The sequence below is a fragment of the Bacillus sp. SORGH_AS_0510 genome (assembly GCF_030818775.1).
Taxonomy (GTDB): domain Bacteria; phylum Bacillota; class Bacilli; order Bacillales; family Cytobacillaceae; genus Neobacillus.
The window spans coordinates 404,431-420,472 of the sequence record NZ_JAUTAU010000001.1 but is presented as its reverse complement, the minus strand read 5'-3'; the positions used below and the strand labels follow the sequence as shown (position 1 = coordinate 420,472).

The window sequence follows — 16,042 nt, the reverse complement described above, 5'->3', positions numbered from 1 at the left end:
CACCAACCAATTATTTTACCCATGCGCCATCTTTGCCAAGCTTATAGCCATCAACCGTTGTGTTGTACGCCATTTTACCAGACTTCGGATATAGGTAATACCATTTTCCATTAATGAATTTCCAGCCTGTATCCATCACACCGCTAGTGCTTAGGTGATACCATTCACCGCCTGTTTTCACCCAGCCAGTTAACATTGCACCTTGGCTATCTAGGAAGTACCACTTACTACCTACAAGTACCCAACCGGTTTTCATTGCGCCATCTTTATCTAGGTAGTACCACTTACCACCTACAAGTACCCAGCCCGTTTTCATTGCGCCATCTTTATCTAGGTAGTACCATTTACCAGCATCTAATACCCATCCTGTTTTCTTCACATCTTTATCATAGAAGAACCAAGTGTTGCCATCCTTTACCCATCCAGACTTGACAACAGGTGTCGGATCCGGTGTTGGATCTGGATCTGGATCCTTCGTTTCCGCACGGTAAATGCTGATTTCCTTCGTTGTTTCGTTACCCGCAAAATCAACGAGACGAACGTTTACTTTATTCTCTCCATGCTTCACAGGAACAGTGAACTCATAGTTTGTGCTCGCAGGAGTCAGAACATCAACCGGGCTCTTGTACGGTTGAACAAATACCTGATTGTCTCCTACATAGAAAGATAAGTAGTTATAGTTGTCTTTTAGAGTCACATTCACTGTTGCGACATCTACATCGTAGCCCACTTTATCAGAAGAATTGACAACAATTTCCCCTGGAGTCGTGTCGATATAAACATTACGGCTGATTGAAAACTCCTTACCTGCCACATCCGTTACCGTTACAGGAATCTTATACTGTCCGTCTTTTTCAAACTTCACAGTAGTTGAGAAAGTGTATTGATTTTTAACAGCATCATACGTAACGGCAACATCTTTGCCATTTACTTGTGCTTTTTCTACACCAAGGTCATCTGTAAAGTATCCAGAAACAGGAACCTCTAAAGTTTTGTAAATACCAGAAGCTGCAGGAGTTGATACATAGATTAACGGAAGCTCTGTGTCGCCCGCTGCCGTCTTAGAACCGCCTACATTTAGTGCATAATCAGTTGCAAATACTTCAACAGAAGTCTTCTTCGCTAAAGGTGTTGCGAATGTATAGCTTGAAGTCGTACCGTTTACAGTTGTCTTTAATACGCCATCCACAAAGATACTATACGTTTTCACACCTGTACCTGTTTCGTCAGCTGACCAATTTACTGTATTTGCTGCATCATCATAAGTTGCTTTTACTTTTGGTGCAGTGGTATCCACATAAACTGGGATTTTCTTAGATTGATAGCTTGCACCTTCAAAATCTATTACAGACTTAATTTCATAGTAGTACAGACCATCTTCTACTTTTTTGCCGCCAACTGTACCATCCCAGGCACGGCTGGATTTGAAAGAATACGTTGTACCTGTACCGCCATTGACATAGTTCTTTCTAACATCCTTTTCTAATGCCACACGACGAAGGAAGTTACCGTCCTTATCGAGCACGTTGAATTGTGCTTCTGCCGCATTACGAACAAACGATGGCAGCGGATAAATCGTATCCAATTTCCCGTCTGTATTTGGTGAAACAGGATAGAATGATTTCCCAGGAACTGGAGCCACAAATGTACCAGAAGCACCTGAAAGCATTTCATTCCAACCAGCGCTTAAACCAAAGAAACGGTTTTCGCCAAGCTCTTTAAATCCATCCACGATATCCGGACGATCCCACTTTCCGTAGAACCCAATATAAGGAATGTTCAATGTTGGCTCTAGTTTGTTGTTGACATCTGTTAGAGTGACAAAGCCTTCTACAAAAATATCTTCTTTTAAATCTAGTGAAATCTTTTGTCCAGCATTATCTAATCCAGGAATTTTTGCATTAGAAAAATCAACGTTTACTGTAAAATCAACCGATTGACCCGCTGGAACCTTTACAGTTTTCGGTGCATCCACAATGGCACCTTCTAAATTGCCTGCGATTAACGCATTTGTATCAAGTTTCCCCGCAGTTTGCTTGATGGTATCTGTTAAAACATCTGTATTAACTGCATACGTTACATCTTTATCTGAAACGTTTTTCGCCGTAAAGCTCATGGAGAAGTTAGTTGAAGTGAAATCCTTTAACTCTACTTTTCCTTCATTATTTGCTTTGTTTACCACATAAACTGGAGTCGTAACAGCACTGTAGGTTTGCATCATCCCTGCACCTTGACGGCGAGGTGAGAATGGTTGTCCCTTCAAATCAGTGATTTTGTTACCTGTGTTCATTAAAAGAACTTTAGCTAAGTGTGTACGGTCGCCCGCTGATAAACCTTTGAAGCGCTCGTCTCCTTTTAAGTATTGCTGCACAAGAGCAGATCCACCCGCAACATGTGGAGAAGCCATGGATGTACCATTCATATATTCATACTTGTCGTTATTTACTGTTGAATAAATATGTCCGCCAGGAGCTGTGATTTCAGGCTTAAGCTCAAGACTTGGCGTTGTTCCCCATGAAGTAAAGTCGGTCATGCGTCCCACTTCTTCATCTTCCGTTTTCTTCGTTTGTGCTACATGTAAGGTTGTATTTCCTGCTGCAATCGCTGCTTCAAGGGCCAAGCCTTCTTCTCTTTTAAGCTTCATGAAAGGAATCTGCCATAAACCTTGGTTTTCATAGAATGTAGGAGCCGTGCTATTGTAAACAATGATTCCAGCCGCACCTGCTGCTGCTGCATACTTTGTCTTATCCGCGAACGTTAAGTCCCCACGCGGCATCACTACCACTTTTCCTTTTACATCTAGGCCTTTATAGTCCGCTGGATTACCAAGCTTACCGCCAAGACTTACTAACTGCAAGGTGCCGGATTGAGCCAATTTGGTCCAATCGTCTAAGCCATATCCAATTGCAGAGAAGGAATTTGCACCGTCAACTGTAATAGTATGCTGGTATAAATAGTTATAGTTTCCGGAAGCGGCAACTTGGATAGTGTCAGGGTTTAAGCCTGGTGCTCCCACAACACCGATATCAGGGTTTTTCGCTAAAGGATTGGAGGAATAACCATATGCGATATTTCCAGAGTTACCTGCAGAAACCGCACAAACAATTCCATTTTCCACTGCACGAGTGATAGCTAAATCTTCGGCACTCTTTTCATCGTAGAAAGAGGCTACAGATCCAAGACTCATATTAAGTACATCCGCACCTAATTTAATAGAATCGTCGATTGCCGCTAGATACACATCAGATGAGGTTGAACGATAGTTCGGGTCATTACTGAATACCTTCATGCCAAGTACCTGTGCTTCAGGTGCAACCCCTTTAATACCGCCGTTCGCTTCATCACCATTTGCAGCAACTGTTCCAGCTACGTGCATTCCGTGCATGGAAGCTGCTGGCCCTAAGTCAAGGATCGTACTATTTTCATCGAAATAGTTGTATCCATAAGGCACTTTATCTGTGTAAAATTTACCCTTTAAGCCAGACTCGCTTACTACTTGGTCCACTTTTGTTTTCGTTAACGCTTCTTTGGCTGAATCAGTCAACTTGAAATCGCGGTGAGACGGATCTACCCCCGTATCAATAACCGCTACCACCATTCCTTCACCCTTCAGGTATGCATCTGCCCACGTTTGGTTGGACTGAACGAACGAATGGCTTGTCTTCATATCAGGTGTTTCTTCAGGGCGATCATATTCATTGGCGATATACACATTTTTCACACCATCAATAGAAGCAATTTTTGATAGCTCACTGTATTGGACATCTCCGCTGAACCCGTTGAATGCCGTTGTAAAACTCTTCTTATACTTGACAGTAATTCCTTTTGCCGAAATCTTGCCTTTCACCGTTTTTTGCTGTGTAGCAACCTTCACACCAAGTGAATTTTTCTTATCCTCTGACAATTCTTTGTAGAGCTTTCCTTGCTTTGTGGCATACTCCACTGGAGTTTGTCCCTCTAATTCAACGATGACGCGAACTTTGTCGGTTGGTTTAAGGTCAGCTACTCCCTTCACATCACTTGAACTAATGTTTTTGAAATCCTTACTTGCAAGATCCTGCAATTGTTTCACTTTTGCTGCAAAATCATCTTTCGGTGTACCGCTTTCAGCTGAGACGGACGCCGTAAACCCTAGATTCGACAATACTAGCGCAGATGCTAGTACATACGATGCAGCCTTTTTCTTTCTCTTTTTCAAGGCCTTTCCCCCCATTAATTTTTAATTTTGATTTTATCTAATTTTTAGAAAAATTAAAAATAGATAAGAATTATCATAATTCTTTAATCTGTATTCGGTCAATATAATTTTCCAATTATTCATTCGATATTTTTCGACAATTTTCAAAGGGGGAGAATTTGCTGGCAGATTAAGGAAAAACACATGTACAAAAGCAAGTATGCGACAAAAGAAATATTATATAAATTTAAGGAGTCCATAAAAAAAAGCCGAGCAAAATCACTCGACTTTTCTAAAATATCCTTATTTTGTTCCGAACAAACGGTCACCGGCATCACCAAGGCCTGGTACGATGTAGCCGTGGTCGTTTAACTTCTCGTCTAAAGCTGCGATATAGATGTCGACGTCCGGGTGCTCCGTCTTCACAGCTTCAACGCCTTCTGGTGCAGCAATTAAACACATAAATTTGATGTTTTTAGCGCCGCGCTTTTTCAACGAGTGGATCGCTTCATTCGCTGAACCGCCTGTTGCCAGCATTGGATCAACCACGATGAAATCACGTTCTTCCACATCACTTGGAAGCTTTGCATAATATTCAACCGGCTTTAGTGTTTCTGGGTCACGATATAGACCGATGTGACCTACCTTTGCCGCTGGGATTAACTTTAAGATTCCGTCCACCATACCGATTCCGGCACGTAAGATAGGCACTAAGCCAATTTTCTTTCCGGATAGAACCTTCGATTTTGTTTGGCACACTGGTGTCTCAATATTGATATCTTCAAGCGGCATGTCCCTTGTAATTTCAAATGCCATGAGAGTTGCCACTTCATCAACCAATTCGCGGAATTCCTTTGTTCCTGTGTTTTTATCACGTATGTAAGTCAGCTTATGTTGGATTAGTGGATGGTCGAAGACGTATACCTTTGCCAAAAAAATCGCCCCTTTTTTAAAATTTATTAAATTCTTCGTCTCATTTTACAGAAAAAAAGTGCAATGAGCAAATGAGAAAACGGTTACTTTTAGTAGTAGGAATTTTTCGAAAAAATATATAACTAGCTTGTTAATTCCGCTCCAGACACGAGCGGTTCGTGGGTGTTTCGACGACCTCCCCGGAGAAACGCGCCTGCGGGGTCTCCCCTGAACTATACTCCCAAAGGACATTGAATAAGCTTCATCGAAGCTACACCGCACGAAGGAAATGCGATAGCATTTTCGAGGATCTTCGCGCCTTCCGCTCCTATAACAATTTTCCTTTAAAATAAGTCCAAAAAAATCGGCCCCCAATAAACTTTAGGCCGATTCTGTGTTGTTTAGTATTCTGGGTATAATGTAAATTTGCTTGTTAGTGATTCTACGCGTGCGCGTGCTTCTTCCAGCTTTGCTTCGTCTTCGTGGTTTTTCAAAGTGAACGCAATGATTGACGCGATTTCATCCATTTCCGCTTCACCAAAGCCGCGGCTCGTTACCGCGGCCGTACCAATACGGATACCGCTTGTTACGAATGGGCTTTGTGGGTCAAATGGAATCGTGTTTTTATTCACGGTAATCCCAATTTCATCAAGAACTTTTTCAGCAACCTTACCAGTTAAGTTCAGCGACTGCACATCCACCAATAGCAAGTGGTTATCCGTACCACCAGAAACTAGCTTCAAGCCTTCTTTTTGTAAGCTTTCCGCTAAGCGCTTCGCATTGGTAATGATTTGACCCGCATATTCTTTAAAGCTGTCCTGCAGTGCTTCACCGAAAGCAACAGCTTTAGCTGCAATTACATGCATAAGCGGACCGCCTTGAATACCAGGGAAAATCGACTTATCAATCTTCTTACCGAATTCCTCTTTGCAAAGAATCATACCGCCGCGAGGACCGCGCAATGTTTTATGAGTGGTTGTTGTTACAAAATCTGCGTACGGCACTGGGTTTGGATGCAGGCCAGCTGCTACAAGACCAGCGATGTGAGCCATGTCAACCATGAGGTATGCGCCTACTTCGTCGGCAATCTCACGGAACTTTGCAAAATCAATTTCACGCGGGTAGGCACTTGCACCTGCCACAATCATCTTCGGCTTATGCTCTAGAGCCTTCGCACGAACATCTTCATAATTAATGCGGTGTGTCTCTTCATCAACACCATATTCAACGAAGTTATATTGAATTCCACTGAAGTTTACTGGGCTGCCGTGTGTTAAGTGGCCGCCGTGGGATAAATTCATGCCAAGCACTGTATCGCCCTGCTCGAGAACGGTGAAGTAAACGGCCATATTCGCTTGTGCACCTGAATGCGGCTGCACGTTTACATATTCCGCTCCGAAAATCGCCTTCGCACGTTCGCGGGCTAAATCTTCGACCACATCGACATATTCACAGCCACCATAATAACGACGACCCGGGTAGCCTTCTGCGTACTTATTCGTTAGAACGGAACCCTGTGCTTCCATGACTGCTTCACTTACAAAGTTTTCTGAGGCAATTAATTCGATTTTAGACCTTTGACGACCTAATTCTTGTTGGATCGCTTGAAAAACCTGTTCATCGGCTTGAGACAAATGCTTCATGATCTTTCTCCCCCTTATGTATGCTCGCATAAAAAATTGAAAATTCCTTATTTATTTTAACATGTTTTCTCTCTATGTAAAAAAATAAGTTGAGCGAGCGCTCGAAAATTTTTTCAGATTCCCCTGTTGTCCAGATTTCCAAGGTCAATTTTCGCCCAAATCCTTACGAACAGCTCGTGTTCGCACTCGTTCGTTCGTAAACCGCTCTCGCACCGCCGATCAGCTTTGGCCTCGTCTTTGCTAACGTGACATACGCTTCTCCGACATGCTTTTGCGTGACGCGGATCGGCACCGCTACATGCTTCAGATGCATGCCAATCAACGTATGGCCAATATCCATTCCCGCATCGGCCTTTATGAATTCCACGACAACGGCATCGTCCAGTTGTTCAAACGCATGGGTTGCCATCGCCCCGCCCGCCTTACGGACAGGAACCACGGAAACCTCATCGAAGCCGCGCTGTTCAGCCACCGAGCGTTCCACCACCAAAGCCCTGTTCAAGTGTTCACAGCATTGGAAGGCTAATTGGATACCTGTTTCTGCTTGCAATATTTTCAATTGGCGAAAAATCATTTCAGCCACTTCAAGGGTTCCAGAGGTACCGATTCGTTCCCCGACTACTTCGCTTGTACTGCAGCCGACCACCAGTAGTTGGCCCGGCTTGAAAGAAACCTGCTCTTTGAATTCCGTGATGATTGCTTCCAGTTGTTTTTCCCATTCTTGAATCATTGGGCATGACCGCCTTTCTTTTTAGAAAGTTAGTGTTAATAAAGTAACGACCTAAATGGGCATGACCACAGCCAATTGCATAACTGCGGTCACGAACACATCCATGGGATTATAAATGCTTACCCTCGTATTCCGCAATCTTCCCTACTCGGTTCGCATGACGGCCGCCTTCGTACTCGCCTGTCAACCAAAGCTCGGCGATATCGCGGGCAAGTCCTGGTCCGATGACGCGCTCACCCATCGCAAGCATGTTGGTATCATTATGGGCCCGTGTGGCTTTCGCGCTGAACGTATCATGAACAAGCGCACAGCGGATTCCTTTCACTTTGTTCGCAGCGATGCTCATGCCAATGCCTGTACCACAAATCAAAATGCCGCGGTCAAACTCGCCGCTCGCTACCTTTTCCGCCACCGGCAGGGCATAGTCAGGGTAATCAACAGATGTTTCACAATCACAGCCAAAGTCTACGTATTCAATGTGTAATTCTTCAAGCAATTTGGCGATTTCTTTGCGGAGATTGACTCCGCCATGATCTGATGCTAATGCTACTTTCATCTTAAAAGCCCCCTACTCAATAATTAATTTATAAGATTTGATTTCGAGAATTGTCCAGCTCCAGCGCCTAGCCCCTCGGGTCAAATAACCTTCGGCAATAAAAGTCAAAAGGCGGACTTTTCTCACCGAAGAACATTAGCCTGTCGGGGCTGACCGAGGCGCTTCCGCTTTTCTTTGTCTATTTCTTTTATTAATTTTGACATACTGCTTCGGAATTATAAAGAGCCCTCTTGAAAAAGAGAGCTAGTCACCCGGCTAGGATTTTAGTTTTTCAATGGCCTTATCGATGAGTTGTTCGAGTTCACGATAGGTTTCTTCGTAGATTGGCAGGCTGCCGCCGTATGGGTCTACGACATCGTGTTCGAATGTCTCGCCGGTGAATTCCTTTAAGGTGAACACCTTCATAACGGCATTCGGGTATTGCTGCTGAATGGCATACTTATGGGACGATGTCATCGTTAAAATCAGGTCGGCCCAATCTACTTCATTTTTGGTTAACAGACTCGACCGGTGATTATGCGGGATGTCGTTGTTGCCAAGCACCGTTTGTGCGTGTGTTGAGGCCTCGTTGCCCGTGGCCGCATAAATTCCGGCGGACTTGACCTCGATCCCAGCGATGTGTCTATTTTTCAAAATTGCTTCCGCCATTGGACTTCTACATGTGTTTCCCGTACATACAAACAAAATGCGCTGCAATGTGCCAACCCCCTTTTCTCCATTATAAAACATTTTACCAAAATTCAAAAAAACCTTTCCCCAAACTGCTCAGGAAAAGGTTTAATACACAGCGGTGTCCACCAAGGAAGGACAAATGTCCACAAGTGGTACCTGACACCCAAATTAACGATAGCTAATTGCTTGTTTGCCCATTTGCACCCAGCCGCGTTTAAAGGCGCTGATCGTTACCTTGCGGTTTTTGACTACAGCTAATGGGTCATTGAAATAAATATATTGGCTGTCATAGCCGGTGATAAGGACACTGTGTTCCTTATAGGTAATTGAAATTTTCCCAGCAGGGGTATTCCAAGTCTGCCAATACTGGGATGGCACCGTATCGAAATACACATTGTTGATGACCCATACTGGTTTCCCGTTATTTAAATGCTTATAAATCTCTTCAAAATTGGATCCGGTGAAATCAACAACGCGACCTGGCAGATACTGCCCCGCTAGATCAGCGATGGGTCCATGATACACACCTAAACCCGGCTTACTGAACGTGTACATATCGCCGACAAATCCAGAATACGGATTACCGAAATAGACTTGTCCATTTGTTTTCGAATAGGGTGTATGGTCCTTTCGCACTTGTGACGCCAACGTCATTTTAGACACACTCTTACCCGCATCCATCAACATCATCGCGAGCGACGTTACCTCACATCCGCGTGGAAGCTCCGGCATTTGTGCTACAAGCGGAACATCGAGCACAACGGATGATACTGAACCGCTAGTCCCCAGATAGAAACGGTCCCTCCCACTTTGAATCCAGCTCGATTTTTTCATAGAACCGTCCGAATTCAAGTAGTACCACTTGCCGCCATCATACAGCCAGCCCGTGGCCATTGCGCCACTTGAACCAAGGTAATACCATTTGCCACCTGTAAATACCCAGCCTGTTTTCATCACGCCAGAATTCGCTAAGTAATACCAGCGGTTATTGTCCTTCAGCCAGCCGGTAATCATTTGACCCGAACCAGACAGGTAGTACCATGCACCGGCATCAAACTGCCAGCCGGTCAACATCTGCCCGTTTGAGCCAAGGTAATACCATTTGCCGCTGTCATAAGCCCAACCGGTAGCCATGGCTCCAGAACTTTTTAAAAAATACCACTTGCCGTTATCCAATAACCAGCCCGTTTGCATCGCACCCGTTGTATCTAGATAATAGCTTGTTCCCTTATCGTTGATCCAGCCCGTTTGCTTTTCACCAGCCGGTCCATAGAAGTACCAAACATCATTCTCTAACACCCAGCCGGTAGCGGCAACCTTAACTAACAAAACATATGTATGAATCCCATCGACTTTTTCTACTTCCACAGTAATGGTGAAGGAAGTGTTCGCAGGCTGCTTCTCCACACTTACTTCAAACTTCCCCTCTGCATCTGTTTGAGCAGAACCTAGAAGTATCTCATTTTTCTCCACTTTAACGCTGGCGTTAGGAGCTGAAACGCCTTTGATCAACGTCGTTTGATCCGTTACTTTTTCCAGCAATTGAATTTGTTGCTGTTCATCTGCGGTTACCTTCGTTTCTGCTAAGGCCATCTTTGGAAAAAATGATTGAGAAATGACCATCAATGACATGCATAGGCCGATCCAAAATTTACGCTGCAATCCGTGTCCCTCCTCTAAAAACGTCCCTACTGCTAATTTAATAGATTGGTATGTTAAATATTTACCAGAATCTATTCTAACACAGTTCAACCACCGTTTTTAGGAAATTGACACAATTAATAGAAAATATCTACCATAATGGAAGAATCAGTTTTAAGCCAAAGGCAAGGAGAATAGCGCCTCCAAGGGCCTCACTATAGTTCCCAAGCCATCCTTGTACCTTTTTTCCTAACAGCAAGCCTGCCCAGGTTAATACAGTTGCCACAATTCCAAAGGAAAGAAGCACCATGACAATTTTTGCCCCGTAAATCCCTAATGTCAGGCCAACGGAAAAACTATCGAGACTCACACTTAAGGCAAATAATAGTAAGCCGAAGCCGACCGGCGTGATCACTTTTTCGTCTCCCTTTTTCAGGCTTGCCCAAATCATCTGCACCCCAAGAACCATGAGCAGGAGTCCACCAATAAGGCTCGCAAATGTGCCAAACTTCTCCGATAAAAATTTTCCCGTAAGCAAGCCCACGAGTGGCATCCACACATGGAAGAACCCAATGGTAATCCCAATCTCAAAGATCTTCCTAAGCCTAAGCTTATACATCCCCATACCAAGCCCTACCGAGAAGGCATCCATCCCTAGTGCAAAGGCCATTATTACTAATGTTAGCATTTCTCCAACTAATTCTGACATCCTGTCCCCGCCCCCTTGGACTAACTAACCTAAGCATATGCACGTCCAAACCAGTTTAGAAGTCACAATGGGGGAAAATGGAATCATGTCCACGAATGGTGCATGACACCAAAACAATGACACAAAAAAAAACACCAGACCCCCTCGCCGGAGATCCTGGTGCTTACTCTGAAATCAATTTATTTCCTGCTGCTTTTTGCAGGCGATTCATAACAGCATGTCCCACGCCCATGCTTGGGAAAATCTCGCTATAAATGACATCCACGTCACTCTCGTTAAACCGGCGCAATGTATCATACAACGCTGCAGCCACCGTCTCCAACTCTGCTCGGCTTCCACAGGCGAACACCACATCGGCATGGTAGAACTCGGCATTCTCCAGCGTCGTTAACACCCCGACCCGCAAACCTTCCTGCCGCTTCTCTTCTACTAACCCTTGTAAAAATTCCTTGGTGCCTGACACCATATAAAGCGGCGCGTTCGGCGCATAGTGGCGGTATTTCATTCCTGGTGACTTCGGTTTCGCTGCTTCATCTGTTAAGGCAGGGTCGACCCGAACTTCACCAATGACTGCCTCAAGCTGTTCCCTGGTCACTCCACCCGGACGCAAAATGACAGGCACCGCTTCCGTGCAATCAATCACCGTGGATTCTACACCCACCCCGGTTGCGCCACCGTCCAGCACTCCGGCAATCTTTCCATTTAAATCATCCATGACATGCACGGCATTCGTTGGACTAGGTTTCCCCGAACTATTCGCACTTGGGGCTGCAATCGGTAGTCCGCATGCCTTAAGCAACGCCAGTGCCACCGGATGATTTGGCATGCGGACTCCAACCGTCCCCAACCCAGCCGTTGCCTTGTCCGAAAGAACGCCTTCCGTCATTTTAAAAATAATCGTGAGCGGCCCCGGCCAAAAAGCATCCATTAAAACCTCTGCCTTCTTAGGAACCTCCGCTACAAACCGGTTCAACTGCTCCCGATCCGCAATGTGTATAATTAACGGATTATCACTTGGACGGCCCTTGGCTGCGAAAATTTTTGCCACCGCTTCATCACTTTCAGCATTACCACCCAAGCCATACACGGTCTCCGTCGGCAGGGCTACCACTTCATTTTCTCGCAAAAAATGAGCTGCATCCACAACCTGTGGATTATTCATAAGATTATCCACAGAATTATCCACTTTCCAAACTTTTGTGTTCATAGTTATCCACCTTTATTGTCACTGAGCCTTTTATCGAAATTTGGCGAATCTAGGCACCTCGACTCAGATTTTTCACAGAGTACGTTTGAAAGTATAAAAGATGGTGGGGACAAAAACAAGTTTTATCCACAAATTGTGTATAAGTTTCCGGAAAAAGTGGATAACTTTGTGGATATATCCACAATTATAGGGAGAATTTCAAGAATAACGAGTTATCCACATTTAAAACGTGTCGAATATGCTCTGACTGAAAAAATCCTGAAGGCAACTGCTCCCGCTCGACCCGCTTAAAGCCCATTAATTCAAAAAACGGAAGCGCCACACTCTTATTTGTTGCCAAAAACAAGCTTCTCATCCCCTTTTCTTTCGCTAATTGCACCATTTGATCAAAAAGGACGAAAATTTCCTTGTCGGCTTGTCCAGGCGACACCACTAACGAACGCAGCAAACCATCCTCCCCAAATCCCTCCATGCCGAGCGATCCTCGTAACGAGCCGTCCTCATTCTCTAGCAATAAAAAGTGGTCCACCGTCTCATCCGTCAATCCATCCGTCCCCAGCCCTGCCCTTGATAAAAACTCTCTCACGTTTTCAACATCCTCTTTACTTGCTCTACGAATTACTGCCTGCATACTCTTCCACCTCTTTTAAATTCATTTCTAGTTCTATCATTATGAAAAAGATAGGCAAAATAGAACACGACCAATGCAGGAATCTAGTAAATTTTTTCCCAACAAAAAACCAGCCCCTCATAGGAACTGGTCTAGTACATTAACTTCTCCCACATCTCTACTACGAAAAACTTCACCTTTACCGGCTCTTCATCTTGCTCTGTGTACACAGGAGCTTGCTTCTTCACTTTCTTTTCTTCCTTCTTCACTGTTTTCTTCTCTACCTGAACTGACTTTTTATGTTCGACTACTTCTTCCTCTTCATCCCCGATATACTTTTTCCGGTTCATTATCTCATCCTCATCCGGATCCGTCACAGCAATCTCTTTTTTAACAGGCTGTACCTTCGCTTTCGGCTCAACCTCCGCTTCCTTTTCCACAGCCATCTCTGCCTTCGCCTTCTTCTCTCCCTCAAACCCTTCACTCACAGCCACACCATTTGAAAAATCAAGAAAGCATAATGGCGGATACAACACGCACCACCAGTTCGCCCCTTCACCCTTGCCAAGCGTAATCAAAATTGCCTGATACTCACCCGCTGGATATAAAAACTGTCCATACAGCTTGGTCGGAAACTGAACCTTCCCGAACTCTACTTTCACCGACTGATCCGAGCCCTGCTCACGTACCGTCTTTTCCGCAATCTCTTGAATCTCTGGAAGCTTTGAAGTAATGACCGTTCTCGCTTTTTCCATCGACGTTAAATCCTGCACCCACAGCGTAATCTGCGCATTCACCGCATCCCGTACCTTACGCTTAATCGCTTGGTCTGATTCAAAATCACTATTTGCTAGAATCCTGAGGCGAATCGCCTCTCCCGGAATCACAATCGACTCCTTCGCGGCTACTTCCGTCTTCGGCATATATAAACTTAGGATTGTCCCTAACGATAAAACCACTAAATATCCCCAAACAACTAACTTGCTTCTCATTCCCAGCACCGTCCCTTCCATATCTTCATTGTGGACAGATTGCCAGAATCTTAAACTAGTAAAATGATAAAAAATACTATTTTTTCTATCAACAATACAACAAAAGCTCCGAGGCACTATGCCCCGAAGCCTATTTCTGCAAACACCATGCGGTCCCTGCCATTAATATCATTGACCACTTCAACCCTTACATCAGAAAACGCTTTTCGAAAAAGCTCCGCTACCGCTGCGCCCTGACCGGCCCCGATTTCGAAACATACCAGCGCGCACCGCCCTAGAACCTGCGGAAGTTCTACCATAAAGCGGCGGTAAAAATCCAAGCCATCCTCCCCAGCAAACAATGCACGATGCGGCTCGTGTTCCGTCACAACCTCAGACATCGTCACGATATCCCCTGTTGGAATATACGGCGGATTGGAAACCACCACATCAAACGCCCCTCCGATAAACGGTTGAAGCAAATCCCCTTGGACAAACTCCACATCCGCCTCAAGGCGAGATGCATTTTCCTTCGCCACTTCCAAAGAGGCTCCCGCAATATCAGAGGCAAACACCTTCAAGGATGGACATTCTAGCTTCAGGCTAACCGCAATCGCTCCGCTGCCAGTCCCGATATCCACAATCTTAACTCCTGTTTTTTCACCAAACAGCCGCTCGATTCGCTTTAGCGTTCCCTCCACTAACTCTTCCGTTTCCGGTCTTGGAATCAACACCTCTTCATTGACGATAAACGTCCGGCCGTAGAAATCCTCCGATCCAATCATGTATTGTACCGGAACACCTGCAACATGGTCGAAGACTGCTTTTTCAAACACTTCCCAAACACCAGGCGTCAACTCATCGCGAATATTCGCGAACAGCTGCGCACGTGACATACCCGTGAAATGACGAAGAAGCAGCTCTCCCGCATTCTCATCACGGCCACTCTCAACTAAAAAAGAAGAAGCCCAATGAAGAGCTTCAAATACCTTTTTATTCATCAGATGCAGCTTCCAATCGTTTCGCTTGGTCATCCATTACTAAAGCATCGATGATATCATCCAGCTTTCCTTCCAAGATTTGATCCAGCTTTTGAATCGTTAACCCGATTCGGTGGTCAGTCACTCGGTTTTGCGGGAAGTTGTACGTACGAATCCGCTCAGAACGGTCACCCGAACCAACGGCAGATTTACGAACAGAATCATATTCAGCCTGCGCTTCCTGCTGATACTTATCATAAATACGCGCACGTAGGACCTTCATCGCTTTATCCTTGTTTTTATGCTGCGATTTCTCATCCTGAATCGAAACAACGATTCCGGTTGGAATGTGTGTTAAGCGCACCGCTGACATGGTCGTGTTAACAGACTGTCCGCCGGCACCGCTCGACGCGAACGCATCAAAACGGATATCTTTATCATTGATTTCCACTTCTAATTCTTCTGCTTCAGGCAAACAAACAACCGTCGCAGTTGATGTATGAATTCTGCCGCTGGATTCCGTTTCAGGAACACGCTGAACACGGTGGGCACCGTTCTCATACTTCAATTTCGAGTATGCACCCTGACCGTTGATCATAAAGCTGATCTCCTTATAACCGCCAAGACCTGTTGGGCTCGCATCAAGAAGCTCAGTTTTCCAACCCTGTGCTTCCGCATAACGGCTATACATGCGGTATAAGTTACCAGCAAACAAGGCCGCTTCGTCTCCGCCTGCTGCGCCGCGGATTTCAAAGATAACGTTTTTGTCATCGTTCGGATCCTTAGGGATTAGGAGGATTTTCATTTTTGCTTCAAGCTCTTCGATTTGCGCTTCCAGCTCATTGACTTCTTCCTTCACCATTTCACGCATTTCAGCATCCAGCTTCTCATCAAGCATTGCCTTTGCATCTTGAAGCTGTTCGCGAGCTTCTTTATATTCACGGTACGTTTGTACAGTTTCTTGTATATCTGATTGTTCTTTTGAATATTCACGAAGTTTTTTTGAATCATTAATAATTTCTGGGTCGCTCAAAAGCTCATTTAACCTTTCGTAACGATCTTCCACAGATTGAAGACGATCAAACACAGCATTCACCTCAGTTTTTAGTCCATAACATTATAATTATAGTATAGGTGAAAACTGCAGTCAAAACCAATTTGCGGGAGAAAAAATTTTACAGGATGCTTTTTGTATCCTAGTCTGTTGATTTCCGCTCCAGGAGCGAGCGGTTCG

The 16,042-nt window shown here is 44.8% G+C and carries 13 protein-coding genes; all 13 read right to left on the bottom strand.

What is annotated here, in order from left to right; translation table 11 throughout:
- Nucleotides 1-10: 10 nt before the first annotated feature.
- Nucleotides 11-4,198: a S8 family serine peptidase gene (locus QE429_RS02170; protein ID WP_307283488.1), complete on the bottom strand. Its 4,188-nt coding sequence runs from the start codon at nucleotides 4,196-4,198 to the stop codon at nucleotides 11-13.
- 282 nt (nucleotides 4,199-4,480) lie between these two features.
- On the bottom strand, nucleotides 4,481-5,110 hold the full coding sequence (upp, locus tag QE429_RS02165; RefSeq protein ID WP_307283485.1) for a uracil phosphoribosyltransferase: 630 nt from the start codon (nucleotides 5,108-5,110) through the stop codon (nucleotides 4,481-4,483).
- Nucleotides 5,111-5,490: 380 nt separating this feature from the next.
- The gene (gene glyA / locus QE429_RS02160; protein ID WP_307283482.1) at nucleotides 5,491-6,732 is read right to left on the bottom strand and encodes a serine hydroxymethyltransferase; all 1,242 of its coding nucleotides are present in this window, start codon (nucleotides 6,730-6,732) and stop codon (nucleotides 5,491-5,493) included.
- A 163-nt stretch (nucleotides 6,733-6,895) separates the two neighbouring features.
- Nucleotides 6,896-7,462, bottom strand: coding sequence for a TIGR01440 family protein (locus QE429_RS02155; RefSeq protein WP_307283481.1), 567 nt, complete (start codon nucleotides 7,460-7,462; stop codon nucleotides 6,896-6,898).
- Between the two features lie 109 nt (nucleotides 7,463-7,571).
- Nucleotides 7,572-8,018: a ribose 5-phosphate isomerase B gene (gene rpiB, locus QE429_RS02150; RefSeq protein WP_307283478.1), complete on the bottom strand. Its 447-nt coding sequence runs from the start codon at nucleotides 8,016-8,018 to the stop codon at nucleotides 7,572-7,574.
- 255 nt (nucleotides 8,019-8,273) lie between these two features.
- Nucleotides 8,274-8,747 carry a low molecular weight protein arginine phosphatase gene (locus tag QE429_RS02145; protein ID WP_483862235.1) on the bottom strand — a complete coding sequence of 158 codons (474 nt, stop codon included), beginning with the start codon at nucleotides 8,745-8,747 and terminating at the stop codon, nucleotides 8,274-8,276.
- A gap of 111 nt (nucleotides 8,748-8,858) precedes the next feature.
- The gene (locus QE429_RS02140) at nucleotides 8,859-10,352 is read right to left on the bottom strand and encodes a C39 family peptidase (RefSeq protein ID WP_307283473.1); all 1,494 of its coding nucleotides are present in this window, start codon (nucleotides 10,350-10,352) and stop codon (nucleotides 8,859-8,861) included.
- Between the two features lie 130 nt (nucleotides 10,353-10,482).
- Nucleotides 10,483-11,040 carry a manganese efflux pump MntP gene (locus QE429_RS02135; protein ID WP_307283470.1) on the bottom strand — a complete coding sequence of 186 codons (558 nt, stop codon included), beginning with the start codon at nucleotides 11,038-11,040 and terminating at the stop codon, nucleotides 10,483-10,485.
- 163 nt (nucleotides 11,041-11,203) lie between these two features.
- A complete protein-coding gene (locus tag QE429_RS02130; protein WP_307283466.1) occupies nucleotides 11,204-12,247 on the bottom strand; it encodes an L-threonylcarbamoyladenylate synthase in 1,044 nt (347 codons plus the stop codon).
- 184 nt (nucleotides 12,248-12,431) lie between these two features.
- Nucleotides 12,432-12,878, bottom strand: coding sequence for a GNAT family N-acetyltransferase (locus QE429_RS02125; protein ID WP_307283465.1), 447 nt, complete (start codon nucleotides 12,876-12,878; stop codon nucleotides 12,432-12,434).
- Nucleotides 12,879-13,009: 131 nt separating this feature from the next.
- Entirely contained in the window at nucleotides 13,010-13,849 is an 840-nt protein-coding gene (spoIIR, locus tag QE429_RS02120; RefSeq protein ID WP_307283462.1) for a stage II sporulation protein R, read from the bottom strand.
- Between the two features lie 116 nt (nucleotides 13,850-13,965).
- Nucleotides 13,966-14,862 (bottom strand): peptide chain release factor N(5)-glutamine methyltransferase, encoded by an 897-nt coding sequence (prmC, locus tag QE429_RS02115; protein ID WP_307283460.1) that lies wholly within the window; start codon nucleotides 14,860-14,862, stop codon nucleotides 13,966-13,968.
- On the bottom strand, nucleotides 14,822-15,895 hold the full coding sequence (gene prfA / locus QE429_RS02110) for a peptide chain release factor 1 (protein ID WP_307283459.1): 1,074 nt from the start codon (nucleotides 15,893-15,895) through the stop codon (nucleotides 14,822-14,824). Before prfA ends, prmC begins: the two co-directional genes overlap by 41 nt.
- Nucleotides 15,896-16,042 lie beyond the last annotated feature (147 nt).

What these genes read in the sequence shown, in the direction of transcription:
- spoIIR (WP_307283462.1), bottom strand. Translation starts at nt 13,849, where the DNA reads ATGAGAAGCAAGTTAGTTGTTTGGGGATATTTAGTGGTTTTATCGTTA.
- QE429_RS02145 (WP_483862235.1), bottom strand. Translation starts at nt 8,747, where the DNA reads ATGTTTTATAATGGAGAAAAGGGGGTTGGCACATTGCAGCGCATTTTG.
- rpiB (WP_307283478.1), bottom strand. Translation starts at nt 8,018, where the DNA reads ATGAAAGTAGCATTAGCATCAGATCATGGCGGAGTCAATCTCCGCAAA.
- glyA (WP_307283482.1), bottom strand. Translation starts at nt 6,732, where the DNA reads ATGAAGCATTTGTCTCAAGCCGATGAACAGGTTTTTCAAGCGATCCAA.
- prmC (WP_307283460.1), bottom strand. Translation starts at nt 14,862, where the DNA reads ATGACCAAGCGAAACGATTGGAAGCTGCATCTGATGAATAAAAAGGTA.
- QE429_RS02155 (WP_307283481.1), bottom strand. Translation starts at nt 7,462, where the DNA reads ATGATTCAAGAATGGGAAAAACAACTGGAAGCAATCATCACGGAATTC.
- QE429_RS02130 (WP_307283466.1), bottom strand. Translation starts at nt 12,247, where the DNA reads ATGAACACAAAAGTTTGGAAAGTGGATAATTCTGTGGATAATCTTATG.
- QE429_RS02125 (WP_307283465.1), bottom strand. Translation starts at nt 12,878, where the DNA reads ATGCAGGCAGTAATTCGTAGAGCAAGTAAAGAGGATGTTGAAAACGTG.
- QE429_RS02135 (WP_307283470.1), bottom strand. Translation starts at nt 11,040, where the DNA reads ATGTCAGAATTAGTTGGAGAAATGCTAACATTAGTAATAATGGCCTTT.